The organism is Candidatus Pelagibacter sp. Uisw_113 (genome assembly GCF_047717815.1).
Classification (GTDB): Bacteria; Pseudomonadota; Alphaproteobacteria; order Pelagibacterales; family Pelagibacteraceae; genus Pelagibacter.
The window spans coordinates 864,645-886,505 of record NZ_CP159809.1 but is presented as its reverse complement, the minus strand read 5'-3'; the positions used below and the strand labels follow the sequence as shown (position 1 = coordinate 886,505).

General features: G+C 27.4%; 21 protein-coding genes. 12 read left to right on the top strand and 9 right to left on the bottom strand.

The window, feature by feature from the left end:
• Position 1 precedes the first annotated feature (1 nt).
• Complete coding sequence (locus ABXT39_RS04845) at positions 2 to 1,138, bottom strand: LptF/LptG family permease (RefSeq protein WP_415294601.1); 1,137 nt, start codon at positions 1,136 to 1,138, stop codon at positions 2 to 4.
• Between the two features lie 60 nt (positions 1,139 to 1,198).
• On the opposite strand from ABXT39_RS04845, the gene ABXT39_RS04840 reads away from it, so the two are divergent.
• Both ABXT39_RS04840 and ndk read left to right on the top strand, forming a co-directional pair.
• Positions 1,199 to 2,656: a leucyl aminopeptidase gene (locus tag ABXT39_RS04840; protein ID WP_415294599.1), complete on the top strand. Its 1,458-nt coding sequence runs from the start codon at positions 1,199 to 1,201 to the stop codon at positions 2,654 to 2,656.
• A complete protein-coding gene (gene ndk / locus ABXT39_RS04835; RefSeq protein ID WP_415294598.1) occupies positions 2,649 to 3,059 on the top strand; it encodes a nucleoside-diphosphate kinase in 411 nt (136 codons plus the stop codon). Before ABXT39_RS04840 ends, ndk begins: the two co-directional genes overlap by 8 nt.
• Here the strand turns inward: ndk and purN are convergent.
• On the bottom strand, positions 3,056 to 3,634 hold the full coding sequence (purN, locus tag ABXT39_RS04830; protein WP_415294597.1) for a phosphoribosylglycinamide formyltransferase: 579 nt from the start codon (positions 3,632 to 3,634) through the stop codon (positions 3,056 to 3,058). The two genes, ndk and purN, sit on opposite strands and share 4 nt — an antisense overlap.
• Entirely contained in the window at positions 3,612 to 4,640 is a 1,029-nt protein-coding gene (purM, locus tag ABXT39_RS04825) for a phosphoribosylformylglycinamidine cyclo-ligase (protein WP_415294596.1), read from the bottom strand. Before purM ends, purN begins: the two co-directional genes overlap by 23 nt.
• 11 nt (positions 4,641 to 4,651) lie before the next feature.
• Between purM and ABXT39_RS04820 the strand changes: the two genes are divergently transcribed.
• The 3 genes from ABXT39_RS04820 to aspS are packed head-to-tail and all read left to right on the top strand — an operon-like array spanning position 4,652 to position 8,175.
• Positions 4,652 to 5,731 carry a hypothetical protein gene (locus tag ABXT39_RS04820; protein ID WP_415294595.1) on the top strand — a complete coding sequence of 360 codons (1,080 nt, stop codon included), beginning with the start codon at positions 4,652 to 4,654 and terminating at the stop codon, positions 5,729 to 5,731.
• A complete protein-coding gene (locus ABXT39_RS04815) occupies positions 5,728 to 6,390 on the top strand; it encodes a DNA replication protein (protein WP_415294594.1) in 663 nt (220 codons plus the stop codon). The genes ABXT39_RS04820 and ABXT39_RS04815 overlap by 4 nt, the downstream gene beginning before the upstream one ends.
• The gene (gene aspS / locus ABXT39_RS04810; protein ID WP_415294592.1) at positions 6,391 to 8,175 is read left to right on the top strand and encodes an aspartate--tRNA ligase; all 1,785 of its coding nucleotides are present in this window, start codon (positions 6,391 to 6,393) and stop codon (positions 8,173 to 8,175) included.
• 2 nt (positions 8,176 to 8,177) lie between these two features.
• On the opposite strand, the gene ABXT39_RS04805 is transcribed toward aspS, so the two are convergent.
• Entirely contained in the window at positions 8,178 to 8,999 is an 822-nt protein-coding gene (locus ABXT39_RS04805) for a ribonucleotide reductase (RefSeq protein WP_415294591.1), read from the bottom strand.
• Positions 9,000 to 9,122: 123 nt separating this feature from the next.
• On the opposite strand from ABXT39_RS04805, the gene ABXT39_RS04800 reads away from it, so the two are divergent.
• Both ABXT39_RS04800 and ABXT39_RS04795 read left to right on the top strand, forming a co-directional pair.
• Positions 9,123 to 9,482, top strand: a complete 360-nt coding sequence (locus ABXT39_RS04800) for an NADH-ubiquinone oxidoreductase subunit NDUFA12 family protein (RefSeq protein WP_415294589.1) — start codon at positions 9,123 to 9,125, stop codon at positions 9,480 to 9,482.
• A complete protein-coding gene (locus ABXT39_RS04795) occupies positions 9,442 to 9,849 on the top strand; it encodes a DUF2155 domain-containing protein (protein WP_415294587.1) in 408 nt (135 codons plus the stop codon). The genes ABXT39_RS04800 and ABXT39_RS04795 overlap by 41 nt, the downstream gene beginning before the upstream one ends.
• Here ABXT39_RS04795 and accC read toward each other — a convergent pair.
• Genes accC through aroQ form a run of 3 tightly spaced genes read right to left on the bottom strand, consistent with a single transcriptional unit; the run spans position 9,846 to position 12,045 of the window.
• On the bottom strand, positions 9,846 to 11,183 hold the full coding sequence (accC, locus tag ABXT39_RS04790) for an acetyl-CoA carboxylase biotin carboxylase subunit (protein WP_415294585.1): 1,338 nt from the start codon (positions 11,181 to 11,183) through the stop codon (positions 9,846 to 9,848). The two genes, ABXT39_RS04795 and accC, sit on opposite strands and share 4 nt — an antisense overlap.
• Complete coding sequence (locus ABXT39_RS04785; protein ID WP_415294584.1) at positions 11,183 to 11,608, bottom strand: acetyl-CoA carboxylase biotin carboxyl carrier protein; 426 nt, start codon at positions 11,606 to 11,608, stop codon at positions 11,183 to 11,185. Before ABXT39_RS04785 ends, accC begins: the two co-directional genes overlap by 1 nt.
• Positions 11,605 to 12,045 carry a type II 3-dehydroquinate dehydratase gene (gene aroQ, locus ABXT39_RS04780; RefSeq protein ID WP_415294582.1) on the bottom strand — a complete coding sequence of 147 codons (441 nt, stop codon included), beginning with the start codon at positions 12,043 to 12,045 and terminating at the stop codon, positions 11,605 to 11,607. Before aroQ ends, ABXT39_RS04785 begins: the two co-directional genes overlap by 4 nt.
• Positions 12,046 to 12,061: 16 nt before the next feature.
• Here aroQ and thiS point away from each other — a divergent pair, with 16 nt between their 5' ends.
• Complete coding sequence (gene thiS / locus ABXT39_RS04775) at positions 12,062 to 12,280, top strand: sulfur carrier protein ThiS (protein WP_415294581.1); 219 nt, start codon at positions 12,062 to 12,064, stop codon at positions 12,278 to 12,280.
• 2 nt (positions 12,281 to 12,282) lie between these two features.
• Positions 12,283 to 13,056, top strand: a complete 774-nt coding sequence (locus ABXT39_RS04770; protein ID WP_415294580.1) for a thiazole synthase — start codon at positions 12,283 to 12,285, stop codon at positions 13,054 to 13,056.
• Here ABXT39_RS04770 and ABXT39_RS04765 read toward each other — a convergent pair.
• Complete coding sequence (locus tag ABXT39_RS04765; protein ID WP_415294579.1) at positions 13,053 to 14,888, bottom strand: Rne/Rng family ribonuclease; 1,836 nt, start codon at positions 14,886 to 14,888, stop codon at positions 13,053 to 13,055. The genes ABXT39_RS04770 and ABXT39_RS04765 overlap by 4 nt on opposite strands.
• 103 nt (positions 14,889 to 14,991) lie before the next feature.
• Between ABXT39_RS04765 and ABXT39_RS04760 the strand changes: the two genes are divergently transcribed.
• The 3 genes from ABXT39_RS04760 to ABXT39_RS04750 are packed head-to-tail and all read left to right on the top strand — an operon-like array spanning position 14,992 to position 20,612.
• Complete coding sequence (locus tag ABXT39_RS04760) at positions 14,992 to 17,325, top strand: penicillin-binding protein 1A (RefSeq protein WP_415294577.1); 2,334 nt, start codon at positions 14,992 to 14,994, stop codon at positions 17,323 to 17,325.
• A gap of 45 nt (positions 17,326 to 17,370) precedes the next feature.
• Entirely contained in the window at positions 17,371 to 18,420 is a 1,050-nt protein-coding gene (gene prfB, locus ABXT39_RS04755; RefSeq protein WP_415295921.1) for a peptide chain release factor 2, read from the top strand.
• Positions 18,420 to 20,612 (top strand): hypothetical protein, encoded by a 2,193-nt coding sequence (locus ABXT39_RS04750; RefSeq protein ID WP_415294576.1) that lies wholly within the window; start codon positions 18,420 to 18,422, stop codon positions 20,610 to 20,612. The genes prfB and ABXT39_RS04750 overlap by 1 nt, the downstream gene beginning before the upstream one ends.
• Here ABXT39_RS04750 and tyrS read toward each other — a convergent pair.
• Positions 20,609 to 21,838 carry a tyrosine--tRNA ligase gene (gene tyrS / locus ABXT39_RS04745; protein ID WP_415294574.1) on the bottom strand — a complete coding sequence of 410 codons (1,230 nt, stop codon included), beginning with the start codon at positions 21,836 to 21,838 and terminating at the stop codon, positions 20,609 to 20,611. The genes ABXT39_RS04750 and tyrS overlap by 4 nt on opposite strands.
• Positions 21,839 to 21,861 lie beyond the last annotated feature (23 nt).

Genomic DNA, 21,861 nt, shown 5'->3' with positions numbered 1-21,861 from the left:
ATTATTCCTTAATTTTGTAATTTAATTTTTTCATTAAAAATAAATGCATAAAAAGATAAATTATTAATGGAATTAAAATTAAAAGAAGATTATTTATTAAATTTTCACCAACATATTTTATTGAAGCTTCTGAAAAAAAAATTATAATAAATCCCAAGCTGAATATTAAAATTTTATGATTCCTGTATGAATTTTCTTCTTTAGTTTTAAGAATTACCAAACATCCTATTAATGTAATAAGTGGCATATAAAGTGGTAAATAAAATCTTTTCAATAATTCTTCACTAATATTTTTTGTACTTTTTTTATCACAAATTAATTTTTTAGGATTAATTTTTAAATTTTTATTATAAGTATTATTTATGATGCATTTTACCAATGATGTTGATTCAGTTTCTTGAATCTTAGGTATCGTAGTAGTTTTTGTTACAAAATTTGATAAATTAAATTCAAAATTTTCAAATCTAAAGCTGTTAGATTTGTTTCCATCACTGTTAAAAATTTCTCCATTTTTTAGAATAAGATAATTTTTATTTTTGATATTAATCAATTCTCCTTCTTTAGCTAAAATTATTTGAAATTTTTTTTTTTTACCTGACTGATCTTTAATAAAGATATTCTCCATTGTTTTTTTGTTTTCACTTATTTCATCTACATAAATCGTTAGATTAGTAACAGTGTCTATAAATTTTTTCTTTTTTATAAGGGATGGAAATAAGTCAATATTTGAACTTCTAATAAATGATCTGGCCGAATCTTGAGACATTGGTGATATAAGTGATGTTAACAGTATTTGTATAATTAAAAAGAATATAGAAAATTTTATAATATTTTTGATAAATTGAATTTTACTAATGCCAAGCATCCAAAATAAAATTAATTCATTATTTTCTTCATATCTTATGATTGTATAAATAATTGATATAAAAAATGTAATAATAAGTAACCTTGAAAAAATTTTAGGGAAGTTTAATAGTGTATAAGAGAAATAGACTTTAAAACCATGACCATCTTCTGAAACAAAATCTAAGAAATTAACAGCCTGCATAACCCAAACAATTACCGTTAAGCTTAGAGACAAAACTATAAATAACATAAGTATGTCTTTAAAAAGCTTTTGGAAGATCAATTTTTTCATTGAAATATAATAAATTTATTCATATATACCACTCAACTAACTTTGTGTGTATTAAAATTTATGTCTATTAAGATCAATTATAAAAATAATATTTCTAATAAATCTGCAATTAACCTCGTCTTATTTGTTGATGAAAATTTTAATATTAGTGGTTTAAAAAAATATTTATCAAATTCTGAATTTTCTTACATAACTGACTTACTAAAAAATAGTGATTTAAAAAAAGACTTACTTTTTTTTGAAGTCAATTCTAAAAAGGGAGTATATTTAGTGTCTATTAAGAAAGATATCAAAATATCAGATATAGAAAATTTAGGAGCTAAATTTCATAGTTATATTAATTATGACAAGAAAAAAGAATACTTTGTAAATTTAGATACAATTAATAATAAAATAAAAAATTTTGCAGGTTACTTTCTTCATGGACTGAAATTAAAATCATATGAATTTAATATTTACAAATCAAAAAAAAATAAAAAGATTATTTCTATAAATGTGATAGGAAATAAGAATAAAATATCCACTCAAGATCATTTAAGATTTAAAGCCCTAGAAGAAGGAAGTTTTTTTGCAAGAGACCTTGTGTCGGAACCAGGAAATATTCTACACCCAGATGAGTATGCAAAAAGAATAAATACACTTAAAAAATTTGGATTAAAAATAAATACATATGATGAAAAAAAATTAAAAAAACTTGGAATGAACGCTTTGCTTGGTGTAGGACAAGGAAGTATACGAGGATCATACCTTGTAACAATGGAATGGAATGGTGCTAAAGACAATTCTAATCCTTTGGCTTTTGTTGGAAAAGGAGTTTGTTTTGATACCGGTGGTTACTCGTTAAAACCAGCAAAGTTTATGGAGGATATGACTTATGATATGGCTGGCTCGGCTACTGTTGTGGGCTTAATGAAAAATTTAGCCATAAGAAAAGCAAAGATTAATGCAGTAGGTGTCGTGGGGCTTGTTGAGAATATGGTGAGTGGAAATGCTCAAAGACCTGGTGATATTGTTAAATCTTATAGTGGCAAAACAATAGAAATATTAAATACAGATGCTGAAGGTAGATTGGTTTTGGCTGATGCTTTAACTTTTACTGAAAAAAAATTTAAACCTAAATTTATGGTTGATTTAGCAACCTTAACTGGTGCTATTATAGTTTCATTGGGCTCTGAATATGCTGGCCTATTTTCAAATGATGATAAATTGTCAAAACAATTATTAGAAGCTGGAGACAAAGTGGAAGAAAAATTATGGAGAATGCCTTTACATAAAAATTTTGACAAACTTATAGATTCAAAAAATGCAGATATGCAAAATATTAATTATGTAGGTGGCGCAGGATCTACAACTGCAGCACAGTTTTTACAAAGATTTATTTTAAATAAAACACCTTGGGCTCACTTAGATATAGCTGGTATGGCATTTTCAAAATATGGTGGTGCTTTAAATTCAGGTGGCGCAACTAGTTATGGAGTAAGATTATTAAACCAACTAATAGAGGATAATTATGAGTAATACAGAACAAACGCTATCAATCATTAAACCTGATGCAGTTGAAAGAAATTTAGATAATGAAATTAAAGAAATGTTTACAAATAAAGGTTTCAAAATTGTTAAAGATAAAAAAATTCAGATAGCAAAAGCTGAAGCAGAACAATTTTATAAAGTCCATGAAACAAAACCTTTTTATAATGATTTATGTGCCTATTTGTCATCAGGGCCGATAGTTGTGATGGTGCTAGAGAAAGAAAATGCAGTTTTAGAAAACAGAGAGTTAATGGGTGCGACCAAACCAGAGGATGCTGCAGAAGGAACTATAAGAAAAAAATATGGAATTTCTATAGATAAAAATTCTGTACATGGCTCTGATAGTGTTGAAAATGCTAAAATTGAGATTGATTTTTTCTTTAAAGATTAACTAAAAATTTTTTTTATAGCTGCAGGGTAAAGTTTAAGCTCTTGTCTTAGAACCTTTTTAGCTAAAGTAGTAAGAGTATCTTTTTTTGAAATTTTGACTACCTTTTGTAGAATTATTTTTCCAGAATCGAGTTTTGCTGTTACAAAATGAACTGTACAACCAGCTACCTTATCCTTATTTTGTATAGCTTTAATGTGAGTGTTAAGCCCCTTGTACTTTGGTAGTAAAGATGGATGTATATTAACTATTTCTCCATTAAACTTTTTAATAAAATTTTTAGATAAAATTTTCATAAAACCAGCAAGACAAATAAATTTTATATTTTCTTTTTTTAATAAATTTAATATTTTTGTCTCAGCTATTTTAGAGTCTTTAAAGCTTGATACATATTTTTTGACATTAAATTGATTTGAAAATCTTAAACCTTTTGCTTTAGCAGTATTTGAGAAAATTAAATCTATAGATATGGGTGAATTTTTTATTTTAGAAAATTTTATTAAATTTTTTAAATTACTTCCAGTTCCAGATATAAAAACTGCTGTTTTAACTTTTTTAAGACCAGTCAATTTTACCATTAAGTTTAACTTTATTTTTTCCTGTAGTTATTTTTCCAATAACATAGGGTTTAAATTCTTTTGTAAAAAACTTAGTTATTTTATTTAAGTTTTTAGGGTTAACTATTAAACAAAAACCTACTCCACAATTGAATGTTTTCAACATTTCTTTGTCATCAATGTTATTTTGTTTTAACCATTTAAAAATTTTTTTTGTTTTAACTTTATTTAAATCTATATTAGCAGCTAATTCATCTGGAATAACTCTCTTAATGTTATCTGCTAATCCACCACCAGTGATATTTGCACAGCCATTTAAAAGATTATTATCAATTAAATTTAAAACTTCTTGTACATAAATTTTTGTAGGTCTTAGTAATTCTTTTTTTAAAAATGAATTATTTTTTAAATCAATTTTTTTATTTTTAAGAACATGCCTGACTAAAGAGTAACCATTTGAGTGAACACCACTAGAGGGTACAGCCAATACTAAGTCATTTTTTTTTATATTCTTTTTTGCTAAGATTTTCTTTTTATCAACCAAACCTACAGCAAAACCTGCTATATCAAATTTATCTTTTTCATAGGTGCCTGGCATCTCGGCTGTTTCTCCACCAACTAATTCACAGTTTGAGATTTTACAACCTCTCACTATCCCTTTAAGAATCGATTTTAATTTATTTAAATTAATTTTATTAATAGAAATATAATCTAAAAATAAAAGTGGTCTTGCCCCTTGAACAATGAGATCGTTTACGCTCATAGCAACTAAATCAATGCCAATTGTGTCATATTTATTAAGTAAATTTGCTATCTCTACTTTGGTACCAACGCCATCTGTACAAGCTACAATTTTAGGATTTTTCAGATTTTTTGGGATATTTGTTATTGAGCCAAAGCCACCTATGTTATTAAACTTTTTTTTGCCTTTATTGTTTGATGATATTGATGATATAAATTTAACAAAATTATCAGCAGCACTTATGTTTACACCACTTTTTTCATAGGTAAATTTTTCTTTTTTCATTAGTATAATATATGCAAATAATTAATAAATTTTTTAAATTACTGAATGTATATATTTATTTTATTTTATTCTCTCTATTAATAGTATTTTTTTCCACAACTTATTCGAATGCAAATGCATTTAAGGTATCTAATATTGAAATATCTTCTCCATTTGAACTAAATTTTGAAAAAAATAATGTAATTGACAAAGGATTTCAAACTTCCTTTTCTGATTTGATTTCAATGATTATAACCTCTGGTGATAGAATAAAGATAAAAAATGTTCCAATAAAAGAACTTAAGGGCATGATCGATTCTTTTACTATTAGTGATGAAAAATTTATAAATAATGAGTATTTTGCAAATTTAGAAACAACTTTTAATAAAAAAAAAATTCTTAAATTTTTAGAAAATAAGAATATTTTTCCGTCAATACCCCAAAGAAATAAGGTCTTATTATTTCCTATCCTTATAGAAACTAAAAATAACAATATTTATCTTTTTAATAATAATATTTTTTACGATAAATGGAACGAACAAAAAAATTCTTATGATTTGTTAGATTATTTATTACCAAGTGAAGATATTGAAGACTTGGTAGAATTACAAAAAACATCCAAAGATATCGAAACTTATGATTTTTCAAATCTAATTAATAAATATGATATTAAAGATAATATAATTTTAATAATATACAAAGAAAGTAACAGTGTAAGAACACTTTCAAAAATTAATTTAAAGAATACTTTGAAAATTAAAAATAAGAACTATTCCAAAATAGATATTTTAAATAATAATGACTTTTCTAATATTGTTAAAAGTTTAAAACAACTTTATGAAGATCAATGGAAAAAAAATAATGAAATTAATACTTCAATAAAACTTCCTATAACAATATCTATTAATTCCAAAAAAACAAAAAAAATTATAGAGTTGGAACAGGCACTTTATAGTATAGATCTAGTTTCTGACTTTAGTATCTTGAATTTTAATAGTGAGAGTATTCAGTATAAAATTACTTATAATGGCACACCTAATATATTTTTAAATGACATGAGAGAAAAGAACCTTGAATTAGAAATGAAAAATAATATGTGGACATTAAAATGAAAAGTTTAAACCAATTATTATTAGATTTTGATTATGAGCAAAACTTTAAAGATGATGATTTTTATGTAGGAAAGAGTAATTTTTATGCTTTTGAAATTATTAACAAATGGCCAAAATGGGAAAAAAATTTTTTAAACATTAACGGTGAAAAATTTTCAGGAAAAACCCACTTAGTAAATATTTTTTTGAAAAAATTTAACGGCATTAGGATTGATATTAATTTACTAAATGATGAAAACCTTAAATCAATTAAACCTTACCAAAATATAGTTTTAGAGGATTTAAATTTAAATATAAATGAGAAGCTGATTTATTCACTCTTCAATATAATAGATCAAGACAACAAGTTTTTGATAGTCACATCAATGAAACCAATATCTGAGATCAATTTTCAACTGGAAGATCTTCGATCTAGAACTAAGAACTGTCTTTTTGCAAATATTCAAAACCCTGATGATGAGCTAATGTTTGCACTGATATTAAAAAATTTATCAGATAGACAAATTACTTTAGATAAAAAGCTGATTGACTTTATTATTAAAAGAATTGAGAGATCGTATGGCAAAATATTTGAATTCATATATAAAATTGACAAGATTAGTTTAAAAAAAAAGAAATCAATCGACTTTAAAATTATTAATGAAGCTCTTGAGGAATAAGTGAATAAATACAGAACGCATACATGTAGTGAGTTAACAATAGATAGTAGTGGTAAAGATGTTGTTTTGTCAGGTTGGATCAACAAAAAAAGAGATCATGGAAATTTACTGTTCATAGATTTAAGAGACAATTACGGGATGACTCAGTGCATCATAGATAAGAGTAACGAAAATTTTAAATCATTAGAAAAAATTCAATTAGAAAGCGTAATTAAAATAAATGGTAAGGTTGTTGTGAGAACAAAAGAGACCATTAACACCGATCTCCAAACTGGAGAGATAGAAGTTAATATAAATTCTTTTGAAGTACTTGGCGCATGTAAAGAGTTACCAATGCCAGTTTTCAGCGATCAAGAATATGCTGAAGAAATTAGACTCAAATATAGATTCTTAGATTTAAGAAGAAAAAAGATTCATGATAATATTATCTTAAGGTCAAAAGTTATTTCTTTTATTAGAAGTGAGATGTCTAAACTTGGTTTCTTGGAGTTTCAAACACCAATATTAACATCTTCTAGCCCCGAGGGTGCAAGGGATTTTTTAGTACCAAGCAGATTAAATCCTGGAAAGTTTTATGCACTGCCACAAGCGCCACAACAATTCAAACAGCTTATAATGGTTTCTGGTTTTGATAAATATTTTCAAATAGCTCCATGCTTTAGAGATGAGGATGCAAGGGCAGATAGAAGTCCAGGTGAATTTTATCAGCTCGATTTAGAAATGTCTTTTGTTGAACAAGAAGACATTTTTCAAGTAGTTGAAAAATTAATAGTCAATGTTTTTAAGAATTTTTCTTCAAAAAAATTAATGTATGAAAAATTCCCAAGAATACCGTATGAGGAATCTATGCTTAAGTATGGATCGGATAAGCCGGATTTAAGAAACCCACTAATAATTTATGATTTATCAAACATTTTTACGCGTGATGATGTTACATTTGAGATATTTAAAAAGCTTGTAAAATCTAACTCTAAAGTGCGATGCATAGTAACAAAAAGTACAAAAGATAAACCTAGAAGTTTTTTTGATAATATTGACAAGTGGGCCAAGGAACAAGGCGCATCTGGTCTTGCTTATTTTACAATTGAAAAAGAAGAAAATCTTTCTGCAAAAGGACCAGTAGGAAAATTTTTTTCTAAAGAAGCCCTAGAAGAAATTATGAAAATTACTGGAGCTGAAGTAGGAGATAGTATATTTTTTGCTTGTGGCAAAATAAATGATGTTGAAAAAATTAGCTCTCAAGCTAGAGATAAAATTGCTAAAGATTTAAACCTAATCGATGAAAATATTTTTGCATTTTGCTGGATAGTTGATTATCCAATGTTTGAAAAAAATGAAATAACTAACAAAATTGAATTTAGTCACAATCCATTTTCAATGCCTCAAGGTAATATAAAAGATATTGATTTTGACAATCCTCTAAATATTAAAGCTTACCAATATGACATTGTTTGTAATGGAATTGAGTTATCTTCTGGTGCAATTAGAAATCACGTACCCGAATTGATGTATAAGTTATTCTCGATTGCTGGTTACCAAAAAAAACAAGTTGATGAGAAATTTAGTGGCATTATTAATGCCCTTAGTTATGGAGCGCCTCCCCATGGAGGTATAGCGCCTGGAATAGATAGAATTGTGATGCTTCTAGCAAATGAGAAGAATATTAGAGAGGTTACAATGTTTCCAATGAATCAAAATGCTCAAGACTTAATGATGAATGCTCCATCAGAGGTAAATGAAGAGCAACTTAAAGAACTAGGGTTAGCTTTAAAGCTAAAAAAATAATATTATTTCTTACCTTTTAAACTTATTTTAACATCAGATAAATCAACAAGATTTTTTTTGTAATTATTTCTAACAAAGCCTTTGCTAGTAACATCTTTTATAATTTTAAGTAATTGATTTTGATCATCAGTATTTTCTTCTTCAGGTAAGGATCTATCTGATCCACCAATAGATGGAGTGTGTGCAAGATCTTCTCTATTTTGATATGAAATTGCTAATTCTCTAAAAATATAATCAAGTATTGAAGAGGCACTCATTATTCTGTCATTACCGTGCACTTTTCCAGATGGTTCAAATTTAGTATCAACATAAGCACTAATAAACTCATCTAAAGGAACGCCATATTGAAGACCAAGTGATATTGCTATTGCAAAATTATTCATCAAAGCTTTTACTAACTCACCTTCTTTACTTGTGTCGATAAAAATTTCACCTATTTTTCCATCTTCATATTCACCAGTATGTAAATAAACTTTATGGTCACCAATGGTAGCTTTTTGAATATAACCTTTTCTTCTATCGGGCATACTAAATCTCTTACCTACACCTTCGTTAATCTGTTTAACAAACGTAGTATTATTTTCTTTTGAAACAATTTTGGGTTGGCTTTGTTCAGTTATAATATCTAACTTTTTAGGCTCAATTACTTTATTATTTGGATCTAAGCTTTTTGTTTTTCTAGTATCAAGCTTAACATCTAGAACTTCAAATTTACCATCATCACGCTTTTCAAGGTTTGCTAACTCGGTTTCATTAATATCATCAAGATAATGATTAACTTTAAAGCTACACGTATAATAAGTTTCAACTAAGTATTTTGCCATTTTTCCTTTAATTAATTTTTTATTTTGAATCGTAAGATGATTAATTTATATACAAATTCATACTTTAGTCTAATTTAAATTATACAATTTAAGATTGAAGAATTAATTAAATAATTAAATAATATGTTGACACTTTTCAAAAAAATTTTCATTTGGTGGAATCAAGAAACGTTAGGTACAAAATTAAATACTATTTTTTATGGAAAACTTGTTGGAAAAGATTCTAGTGGTAATAAATATTATGAGAGTAAATCTGGAAAACGATGGGTAATTTATATCGATGAAATTGATGCTTCAAAAATCCCTAATGAATGGTATTCTTGGATGCATTTCACTAACAATAGAATTGAAAATAATCACAAATTGAATAAATATGATTGGCAAAAACCACATCAATCCAATCAAACAGGCACAGAGAATGCCTATCATCCAAATAAAAACAATGATCCAATTAAAAAGAAATACACGATCTGGAAAAGTTAATTTCTTATTTTTTTTAATTTATTTTTTTTTAATAAATTTATCATCACCCTTAGTAGCCAATGAGAATAGTGAAGGAAAATTTGTTGAAATTAAGATTTTAGATAAAGTAAGCTCAAAGACTGATCTTTTGAAATTAAATATAGGGGAGGAACTTAGATTTAAAAGTTTATTAATTAAAAGTCTCAAATGCAAAAACTCTGAATTTGATGACAGTCCAGAAATAACTGCCTATATTCAAGTTAAAGATATGACAAACAAAGATAATAACGAAGTATTTATTTTTAATGGATGGACCTTTTCATCTAGCCCAGCAGTAAACCCCTTTGATCATGCGGTATATGATATTTGGTTAACAAAATGTTATTAGATTACTTTTTCGTTATCTAGCCAACCAACATTAAAGTCTGACTCAATAAATTTTTTATGGTTTAGTAGAACTTTATGAAGAGGTATTGTTGTCGTTATTCCTTCAATAACAAACTCATCTAAAGATCTATTCATTCTTTGTATAGCTTCAGTTCTATTTCTGCCCTGAGTTATTACTTTACAAATCATGCTATCGTAATATGGGGTGACTTTATAACCTTGGAAAATTGCACCATCTACTCTTGTTCTAAAACCTGATGGCTGGTGACACATGCCTATAGTTCCAGGAGATGGTTGAAAATTTTTACTAGCATCCTCTGCATTAATTCTACATTCTATTGCATGTCCTCTAGGATTAATATCGCTTTGTTTTAAAGCTGTTTCGCCAGTGTAAGCTATCCAAATTTGTTCTTTAATTATGTCAATCCCCGTTACCATTTCAGTTACTGGGTGCTCTACTTGAACACGAGTATTCATTTCAAGAAAATAAAATTTACCATCCTCATATATAAATTCTACTGTTCCAGCACCTTCATAGCCAATTTTACTAACCATGTTTACTGTTCTTTCAAAAAGGTCTTTTCTAATTTCATCAGTTAAGACTGGACTAGGAGTTTCTTCTATTAATTTTTGATGTCTTCTCTGCACAGAGCAATCTCTTTCATGAAGGTGAACAGTCCTATTTTTACCTGACAAAACTTGAACTTCTATATGTCTTGGGTTTTGAAAAAACTTTTCAATATAAACCTCATCATTTCCAAAGTATTTTTGTGCTTCAGATTTTGCCATTGAAAATAATGTTTCAAATTCCTCTTCTTTGTTAACAATCTTCATTCCTTTTCCACCTCCGCCTCCAGAAGCTTTAATCAAAATAGGAAAACCAATCTTTTTACATAACTCTTTTGATTGTTTTATATCGGTTACACCACTCTCAGAACCTTCAATTACTGGAAGACCATGTTGTTTTGCAATTCTTTTTGCTTGAATCTTATCTCCCATCATTTCTATTAGTTTTGAAGAAGCACCAATGAATTTAATATTATTTTCTTCTAGAACTTTAGCAAAATTTGCATTCTCAGATAAAAAACCATAACCAGGATGAACGGCCTCTGCTTTTGTCAGCTCTATTGCTGACATCAATGCTGGAATATTTAAATAACTATTTGCTGGTTGGTGTGAGCCAATGCAAACACTTTCATCAGCTAGTCTTACATGCATACTATCTCTATCAACGTCAGAATGAACAGCAACAGTTGCTATACCCCATTCTTTGCAGGCTCTTATAACCCTGACTGCAATTTCTCCACGGTTTGCAATTAGAATTTTTTTAAACATTACTCAACGATGATAATAGTTTGGCCATATTCAATAGGTTGACCGTCTTCTACACAGATTTCTTTTATAATCCCATCTGCTGTTGATGGAACATGATTCATGGTTTTCATAGCCTCAACTATCATGACTGTTTCACCTTTTTTAATTTTTTTACCCACTTCTGCAAATTTTTTAGCCCCAGGTTCTGCTGCAAGATAAGCTGTACCAATAATTGGTGACTTAACTTCAGTCCCAGATACAACAGTAGATTTGGCTGCGTCAAGGACTGGTGTTGATGCAGCAACACTTACCACTTGGTTTGAGCTAGCTGGGTTTGATTTTGATACTTTGATTTTATTGTCTTTGTCTGTGTATTCAATTTCAGTTAAATTGAACTCATTTAAGTAATCAGTTAATTCTTTAATAATATTTTTATCTATTTTCATTTCTGTAACATGTTTTGTATTGCAATTATGGCTAAAATATAACCATTATCACCTAAACCAAAAATACCACCAGTAGCAATATCGCTGATTAAAGATTTGTGTCTAAATTCTTCTCTTTTATATATATTTGATATGTGAAGTTCAATAATTGGTTTTTTATAAATATCTAAAGCATCCCTGATAGCTACAGAAGTATGTGTAAAGCCAGCAGCATTAATGATTATACCATCAAACTTACTTTTAGCTTCTTGTATGGTTGTAACTATTTCACCTTCTATGTTTGACTGAGAAAACTCTAAATTAATATTTAAATCTTTAGCTTTACTTAAACAATTATCTTTTAATTTATCAAAAGTTATTGATCCATATTGTGATTGTTCTCTTTCACCTAATAGATTAAGATTAGGGCCATTAATAATTATAATATTATTACTCATCAGATTCTTATACATTATGAAAAAAGTAAAAAAAATAAAAATTAAGTTAAATGGTAAATTTTCAACAATAAATGAAAATTTAAGCCTCTCAATTTTTTTAAAAGAACTAAAAATTCCTCTTAAAAAAGTAGCAATTGAATTAAATCAAGAAATAATAGATAAAAATAATTTAAAAATAATAAAACTAAAAAATAATGACAAAATAGAAATTGTTCATTTTATTGGAGGTGGATAAAATTGGTTAAAGATAAATTAATAATTAATAAAAAAAAATTTAATTCCAGATTAATAGTTGGAACTGGAAAATATAAAAGTATGGCAGAATGTGCAAAAGCTATTAAATTATCTGGTGCAGAAATAGTTACTGTTGCAGTGAGAAGGGTAAATATCTCTGATAAAAAAAAACCTTTATTGATGGACTATATAGATCCAAAAAAAATTACCTATTTACCAAACACTGCTGGTTGTTTTAATTCTGAAGAAGCTCTTAGAACTTTGCGTTTAGCAAGAGAAATTGGAGGATGGAAACTGGTAAAACTTGAGGTCCTAGGAGATAAAAAAAATTTATTTCCAGATATGATTGAAACATTGAAGTCTACAGAGGTTTTAACCAAAGAAGGATTTAGAGTGATGGTTTACTGCAATGACGATCCTTTGATGGCTAAAAGATTAGAGAATGTAGGAGCTTGTGCAATTATGCCTCTAGCAGCACCTATAGGCTCTGGACTTGGAATTCAAAATACAACAAATATAAAAATTATAAGAAGTCAAACAAAGCTCCCTTTGATAATCGATGCTGGGTTAGGACAGGCGTCTGATGCAGCTATTGCTATGGAGTTGGGCTGTGATGGGGTATTGGCTAATACTGCGATTGCTAAAGCTAAAAAACCATTTCAAATGGCTTTAGCATTTAAAAATGGAGTAATTGCAGGAAGACAATCTTATTTAGCTGGTCGTATAGAAAAGTCTATATACGGAAGTGCATCTTCTCCAAAAAATGGAATTATCTAAACTACTGGGTTTTTGAAAAATTTCTTTTTAAAAAAAGGTTTTTTTTTATAAGGTTTCTTTTTAATTGGGCTTTCAAAAGATTTAATCTCTTTCTTTTGCTCTTCTAGATTTTTTAACTTTTCTATATGTTGAACTGTTTCTATTATTTTTTTAGTTTTGTTTTGAAGGTCAATTATATATTCTGGAATAATAAGAGTATTATCTGCAATTATATCTATTTTAATTAAGTTTTTTTCTTCAAAATACTTTAAATCTTCAATAAAATTTTCCTTCATAAAGTCTGATATTTTTTCACAAATCTTAAGTTCTACAAATTTTGCTTTTGTTAAAACAGCTTTAACTTCAACTAATTTAAGAATTTTCATAGCGAAAGACTCATCTGTAAGCGTGACTTTCCATTTTACAGCACTTTCTCTTAATCTTTGTCTGGACATCTCTAAAAGTCCGAATGTGCTAATTCTTCCTATCTGAATTCTTGCCCTATCAGTTCTGCATTGTTCTTTAAGCCTTCTCTCAACCAATCTTCTATTTCCAAAACTTAACATATCAATAAAATCAATAATAATTAGACCAGACAAGTCTCTTATTTTTATTTGTCGAGATATCTCCTCTGCTGCCTCAAGATTAGTGTCTAAAGCGGTACTCTCAACATTTTTTTGCTTAATAGAGCTTCCTGAGTTTATATCAATTGAAACTAGTGCTTCAGTTGGGTTTATAACTAGGTATCCACCTGATTTTAGTTTTATCTCTGAGTCATAAATTTGATTTAATTTTTCTTCAATGTTTTCTTTAAAAAATAAAGGAACTTTTTCTCTATATTTTTTTATTTTTTTGACATGAGAGGGCATCATTAACTTCATAAAGTTTTGTGCTTTTTTGTAACCTTCGTTACCCTCAATGACGATACTGTCTGTATCTTCGTCATACATATCTCTCAAAGTTCTTTTTATAATATCACTTTCTTGATGGATTAATGATGGGGCTATAGAATTTAATGCATTTTCTTTAATTTCATTCCAAGTTTTAATCAAAGTTTGAAGATCATGATCTATATCATTTTTTGTTTTGTTTGACCCTGCAGTTCTTACAATAAGTCCCATTTCTTTTGGAATGGTTATGTCGTTTAAGATAGTTCTAATTTTTTTTCTTTCTCCTGGGTTAAAAATTTTACGAGATATACCACCACCTTTCGGTGTATTTGGCATTAGGACAATATATTTACCCGCTATAGAAATAAAAGTACTTAGTGCTGCACCTTTTTGCCCTCTTTCATCTTTTAATACTTGTATTAAAATTACCTGGTTAGGTTTTATAACCTCTTGAATCTTATATCTTTTAGATCTAAATCTTACTTCAGGTCTTTTAACAAATGATACAGGCGAAAATTGTTCTTGGTTTTCATCAACTTGAGTGCCACCTGTAACTGGAGCATCACTCTCTAATTCAGATTCAGGTTTTACTTCAACTGGATCGTTAGCATTAAGATTACCCTCATTAATATTTTTTTGCTCTTCCAGCTCACTTTCTTTTAGAAGTTCTTCTCTGGCTCTTTCTTCTTCTTCTTTTATTTTTGCTAAATCACTCTGAGGTATTTGATAATAGTCTGATTGAATATCATTAAAAGATAAGAAGCCATGTCTATCTCTACCAAAATCAATAAATGCAGCTTGCAAAGATGGCTCTACACGGCTTACTTTACCAAGGTATATGTTATTTTTGATTAAATTGTTTTTTAAGCCTTCGTACTCGTAGTCTTCAATACTTTCACCTGACTTAAGTACAACTCTTGTTTCATTTGGATGCGAAGCATCAATGTATAAATTCTTTTCCATATATTTTTGATTAATTGTTTCATTTTATATTTAAATAATTTTAAATTTTTGTTTGAATTCTGGTGCCTTAACTTTAACAAATTTTTATATATATTAAACTAAAATGCATCGAATAATTAAAAATATATTTATATTAGTTTTAAGCATTGTTCTGTTAACTACATTTTCCATATTAGCTGTTTTGTGGGCTTTTTCTAACAATTTACCAGATTATAAATTCCTTAAAAATTACAAACCAGCAGTTTCTAGTAAAGTTTATTCTGGAGACGGTGAGTTAGTGAATGATTTTTCATCAGAAAAACGAATATTTGTACCCTATAAGTCGATATCAGAAAAAGTGATTAACTCTTTCTTATCTGCGGAAGATAAAAATTTCTATTCACATCCTGGTGTAGATGCCAAAGGAGTATTAAGAGCAATAATTAATAATATTTCTAATGTAATTGAATCAAGAAGACTAGAGGGTGCCTCAACTATAACTCAACAAGTGGCAAAAAACTTTTTATTAACAAACGAAGTAAGTTTAAATAGAAAAATTAAAGAGGCAATTCTTGCTTTTAGAATAGAAAGAGCTCTTTCAAAAGAAAGAATATTAGAGCTATATTTAAACCAAATATATCTTGGAGAAGGGACTTATGGTGTTGCATCAGCTAGCTTAGAATATTTTGACAAATCAATTAGTGAATTAAATTATGAAGAGGCGGCTTTATTAGCAGCCTTACCAAAGGCTCCAAGTAGATATAATCCTTATAAAAATATTGAACTTGCAAAATTTAGAAGAGATTTAGTTATTAATAATTTATTTGAAAATAATTATATAAATAAAAAAAACCAAGAAAAACTTTTATCAAAAAAAATTATATTAAAAAAAAGAAAGAAAGTTTTTACAGAAGATACAAGTTACTATGTAGAAGATATTAGAAAAGATGTTGTTGAAAAATTAGGATTTGATAAAGTTTATAAACAAGGATTAAATATAAGCACACCCATTAATATTAATTTACAAAAAATTGCAACTGACTCATTAAGAAGAGGTCTCATTGAATACGATAAAAGAAAAGGATGGCGTGGAGCATTGACCAATATTAAAAAATTAGAAAAATGGAATCAAGAAGTAGACAAATTTAGATTAGAAAAATCAATTGATTGGGACTTAGCAATAATTAAAAAGATAGATAAATTTTCAATAGTAATTGAGACAGAGTATAAAAAAAAAGGAATTATTAAGTATGAAAATATCTCATGGATCAAAAAAGATTTTAAAGAAATATTAAAAATTGGAGATGTTATTTATGTTGAAAACATTAATAAAAATATATTTGCTTTAAGACAGCTGCCAGTGATTAATGGAGGAATTGTTGTTATGGATCCTTTTACTGGAAGAGTATTAGCTTTAAGTGGTGGATTTAGTTTTAAAAAAAGTGAATTTAATAGAGCAACACAGGCACTAAGGCAGCCAGGTTCTGCTTTCAAACCTTTTATTTATGCTTTAGCTCTTGAGAATGGATACACACCATCAACTTTAATTTTAGATGCGCCATTAGTTTTAGAGCAAGGATCTGATTTAAAAATGTGGAAACCAGAAAATTATGGAAAAAAATTTTATGGACCATCAACACTGAGAATGGGGTTGGAAAAGTCCAGAAATTTGATGACAGTCAGAATTGCACAAGATCTTGGACTTAAAAAAATTGTTAATTTTTCAAAAAAACTTGGTATTTATGAAAATCCTAGTGAGCTTTTATCAATTTCATTAGGTTCTGCTGAAACAACTTTGTTAAAATTAACATCTGCATATTCTTCATTTGTTAACGGAGGAAAGTTAGTCAAACCAATAATGATAGATAGAATTCAAGATAGTGAAGGGAATACAATACTTAATAATGAAATGAGAGAGTGTATAAATTGTGATCAAATATCTCACTTAAGTGACAATTATCCAAAGATAGAGGATAAGTTTGAACAAATATTTTCCCCAGAAACAGCATATCAAATGACCTCAATATTAGAGGGGACGATTCAAAATGGAACGGGAAAAAATTTAAAAGATTTAAATTTAGACTTAGCAGGAAAAACCGGAACAACGAATGGAAATACGGATACATGGTTTGTTGGATTTACCTCAAAACTAGCAATAGGGGTTTATGTAGGTTCAGATAATCCAAAATCACTTGGAAGATATGAAACGGGAGCAAAAACAGCATTGCCAATTTTTAAAAGCTTTGTAAAAAAAGCTGTAAAAAAAGAAGATGCAAGACCATTTAAAGTTGCAAAAAATATTTTGATGAAAGTTATTGATCCTGTCACAGGAAAAAAAGCTGAAATTGGAACTAGAACAACAATTATTGAAGCTTATAAAGATGTGAAAGTGGAAAGTTTATTGAATCAAGATATTAATAATAGATTAAAAAATAATAATATATTAAGGTTCTATTAATGGATAATGAATATTTAAATTACAAATCTGAAATAGAAAAAATTAATCAAAGAGTTAAGGAGTACCTTTGAAACAAATAATATTCATAAAAAATTAGAAAAGAATAACCAAAAAATACTAGAAACTAACTTCTGGCAAGACAAATCAAATTCACAAAAAGTTATTAAAGAAAAAAAATTATATGAAGAATTAATAAATTCATATGAAAATTCATCTAAATCAATAATTGATCTAGATGAGTTGAACGAACTTGCTTTAGAAGAAAAAAATCAACCTGTTATAAATGAAGTTCTAGAGAGCGTCAAAAATCTTAAAAAATTAGCTAAAAAAAATGAAACTAAATGTTTTTTATCAAATGAAACTGACAGTTTAGATTGTTATATAGAAATTCATGCTGGTGCTGGTGGTACGGAGAGCCAGGATTGGGCAGAAATGCTAAGAAGAATGTATTTAAAGTGGTCGGATATTAAGAATTTTAAATCAGAATTAATTAGCGAACATAAAGGAGATGAAGCTGGCATAAAATCATCAACGATTAAAATTGAGGGTGATTATATTTATGGATGGTTAAAAGCCGAGTCCGGAATTCATAGGTTGGTTAGAATATCTCCTTTTGACTCTGGAGCTAGACGACATACCAGTTTTGCTAGTATTTGGATTTATCCAGTTGTAGATGAAAATATTGAAATAGAGATAAATGAAAAAGATTTACGTATTGACACCTATAGATCAAGTGGAGCTGGAGGGCAGCATGTAAATACCACAGATAGTGCTGTAAGAATTACTCATTTACCATCTAAAATTGTTGTGCAATGTCAAAATGAAAGATCACAACATAAAAATAAAGACACCTGTATGAATATGCTTAAAGCAAGACTGTATGATTTTGAATTAAAAAAAAAAGAAAAAGAAAGCCAAACAGTAGAGTCTTCAAAGTCAGAAATTGGTTGGGGTCATCAAATTAGATCTTATGTACTTCACCCATACAGAATGGTAAAAGATAATAGAACTAACTTTGAAAGCTCAAATCCTGATAAAATCTTAGATGGTGAGATTGATGATTTTTTAGAAAGTTCATTATATAAAGTGAAATAATGAAAAGAATAATTAAAATTCTTATAATATTAATAATAACCCTTGCAGCTATTGTTATTTACTTAAGCATTTATGGAATAAAGACTGAAAAGTTTAATAATGAAATTATAAAAAATATTTCAAAAATTAATAATAAAATTAACCTTTCATTAAATGAGGTTAATTATTTATTAAATCCACTTAATTTTAGTATTAATATTTCAGCCAGAAACCCCAAAATATTACTGGAAGATAAAAGTCTGGATTTAAGTGATATTACTACCAATTTATCATTAAAATCTTTTATAAGTAATCAATTTTCCATTGATGATTTAGAAATTTCAACAAAAGAAATTCAAATTAAAGATTTAATCTCATTAACAAGAAAAGTTAAAGCCTCACCACAACTTTTTATTTTAGATAGTATTACTAAAGCAGGATTAATTTCTGCAAATATAAATCTTACGTTTGATTTAAATGGAGAAATAAAAAACAATTATAAAATAAATGGGGTTATTAAAAAAGCAAAATTTAATATTTTAAACCAAGTGGAAATCGAAAACTTAAGCCTTTTGTTCGATATAAGCAAAAAACAATTAACATTAAGAAAAATAGAAACAGACATTAATAGTATAAAATTAAAATCACCCATAATTAAAATTGAAGAAGAGAAAAATATATTTTTTGTTGATGGAAAAGTAATAAATAATCAGCAGAATTTTGATATAAAAAAGTTAAAGCCTATACTTGGTGATTTACTGAATACTATTGAGATAGAAAAAAATGATTTCAACTCTATAAATACCTTTTCTTTTAACGTAAACAAAAATTTAAAATTGAATGATTTAAAACTTGAAACAAACTTAAACCTAAAAAATTTTAAAATAGTTAAAAACCCCCTAAATTTAAAAACTTTTTTACCCAATTATACAGAGCAAGTCAAACTTGAAGATCATAAGATTAAGATTAAATTAACAAAAGGTATATTGGATATTAAGGGAGATGGAGATATCTATATTGGAGATGAGCTTGAGCAATTATCTTACAGTATTGTTAATGATGATAGAAAAATAACATTTGATACAAAGCTTAATATTACAAACAATCCATTAATAATAAATTTTTTAGATTATAAAAAGAAAAAAGGGGATAGTTCAGAAATTTTATTAAAAGGTGTTTACAAAAAAAATAAAGAATTAATATTTCAAACTATTTCTATAACAGAAAAAAATAATCAAATTTTATTTAAAGACTTATTATTAAGTAAAAATTTTAAAATTAAAGATTTGGACTATGTTAAGCTTGATTATAAAAATAAAAATAATCTTTTTAACAAAGTAGAGTTAAAGAGAAATAAATCTAATTTTTCTATAAAAGGCAAAAGTTTTGATGCAACTCAGTTTATTAATAATAGCATGGATGACGATGAAGGTTCTATAATCTTTGAAAATTTTAATTCTAAATTTGATATAAAAATAGATACAACGTATTTAAACAAAAATGATTATACAAAAAATTTATTTGGAAACTTTACTTTTAAAGAAAGTAAATTAAGTAAATTAAACTTAGAGTCTGCTTTCTCTAACAATAAAAAAATGACTTTATCTATTGAAATGAATAAGCAAAAAGAAACTATTACAAAATTCTTTTCAAATTACCCAAAACCTTTGATTAAAAGATATGATTTCATAAAAGGGTTTGAAGAAGGTTATCTAGATTTTTATTCTATAAAAAAAGACGGTGTTTCTAATTCTGTATTAGCTATAGATAATTTTAAAGTTAAAGAAGTACCTGTTTTTGCTAAGCTTTTAAGCCTAGCATCTCTTCAGGGAATTGCAGATCTTTTAACTGGTGAGGGAATAAGATTTACTGATCTTGAAATGAGATATTCAACCCAAAAAGGTCTTACTAAGATTGAAGAAATGTATGCAATTGGACCTGCTATTTCTATATTAATGGATGGTTATATTGAATCAAAGAAATTGGTTAGTTTGAGAGGAACATTAGTTCCTGCAACAACTATAAATAGATCAATAGCTTCAATTCCTCTACTTGGAAAAATATTGATAGGAGATAAAACAGGTGAAGGTGTTTTTGGTGTAAGTTTTAAAATAAAAGGACCTCCAAAAAACCTATCTACAACTGTAAATCCAATTAAAACTCTAACACCTAGATTTATAACAAGAACACTAGAAAAAATTAAAAAGAACTAAATTAATTCAACTTTAATATGTTTTTTTTTACCAAGAGAAAGTTTAATTAAACTGTCCTTAAATAAGCTTTCAGTAATTAAAAATTTTTCGTCAGAAATAGCCTTACTATTTATCTTAATTCCATTTCCTTTAATTAATCTTCGAATTTCACTCTTAGAGCTTTCTAATTTAGATAAAATTACTAAATCTAAAATATTTATATTATTGTCTAACATTTGTTTGTTAATTTGAATGGTTGGCAAGTTATCACCCAATGAATTTTCAGAAAATGTTTGTTTTGCTGTTTCTTGACATTTCATTGCTTCATCTTCACCATGCAGCATAGATGTAGCTTTATTAGCAAGTAAAATTTTTAGTCCATTAATATTGTCATTTTTAATATTTTCAATTTCATCAATATTAATATCTGTAAAAATTTTTAAAAATTTTAAAACATCACGATCATCAATATTTCTCCAAAATTGCCAGTAGTCATATGGCGAAAGAAATTTTTTATCTAGCCAAACAGCTCCAGATTCAGTTTTGCCCATTTTCGCACCTGAAGCTAATGTGATAAGAGGTGTCGTTAAACCATAAACATGATTGTTTGAATATCTCTTTATAAGATCAACTCCATTAACAATATTGCCCCATTGATCTGAGCCACCAATTTGAAGCATACAGTTTTCTTTTTTATTTAATTCTAAAAAATCATAAGCTTGCAAAATCATATAGTTAAATTCCATATAGCTTAATGACTGCTCTCTTTCTAATCTAATTTTAACACTATCAAAACTTAACATTTTATTGATTGTAAAATGTTTTCCTACATCTCTTAGAAAAGAAATATAATTTAAATTTTTAAGCCAAGTATAATTATTAACAAATATAGGTTTTGTTTTTGGGTCTTTATCATCTAAAAAATTTTTTAGAATTTTTTCAATATTATTTATATTCTTCTCAATTTCTTCTTCAGATAAAATTGTCCTAGTTTTATCTTTTCCAGAGGGATCACCTATTCTAGTGGTACCACCTCCCAATAAAACTATTGGTTGGTGACCGTGTTTTTGTAACAATCTAAGACACATAATTTGGAGTAAGCTTCCAACATGAAGACTTTCAGCCGTACAATCAAAACCTATGTAAGCTCTGATTTTTTCTTTATCTAATAGTTGAGATAGATTTTCTTCTCCAGTACACTGGTAAAAGAAACCTCGATCTTTAAATTCTTTTAAAAATTTATTCATAAATATGCTATCTAGAATATACA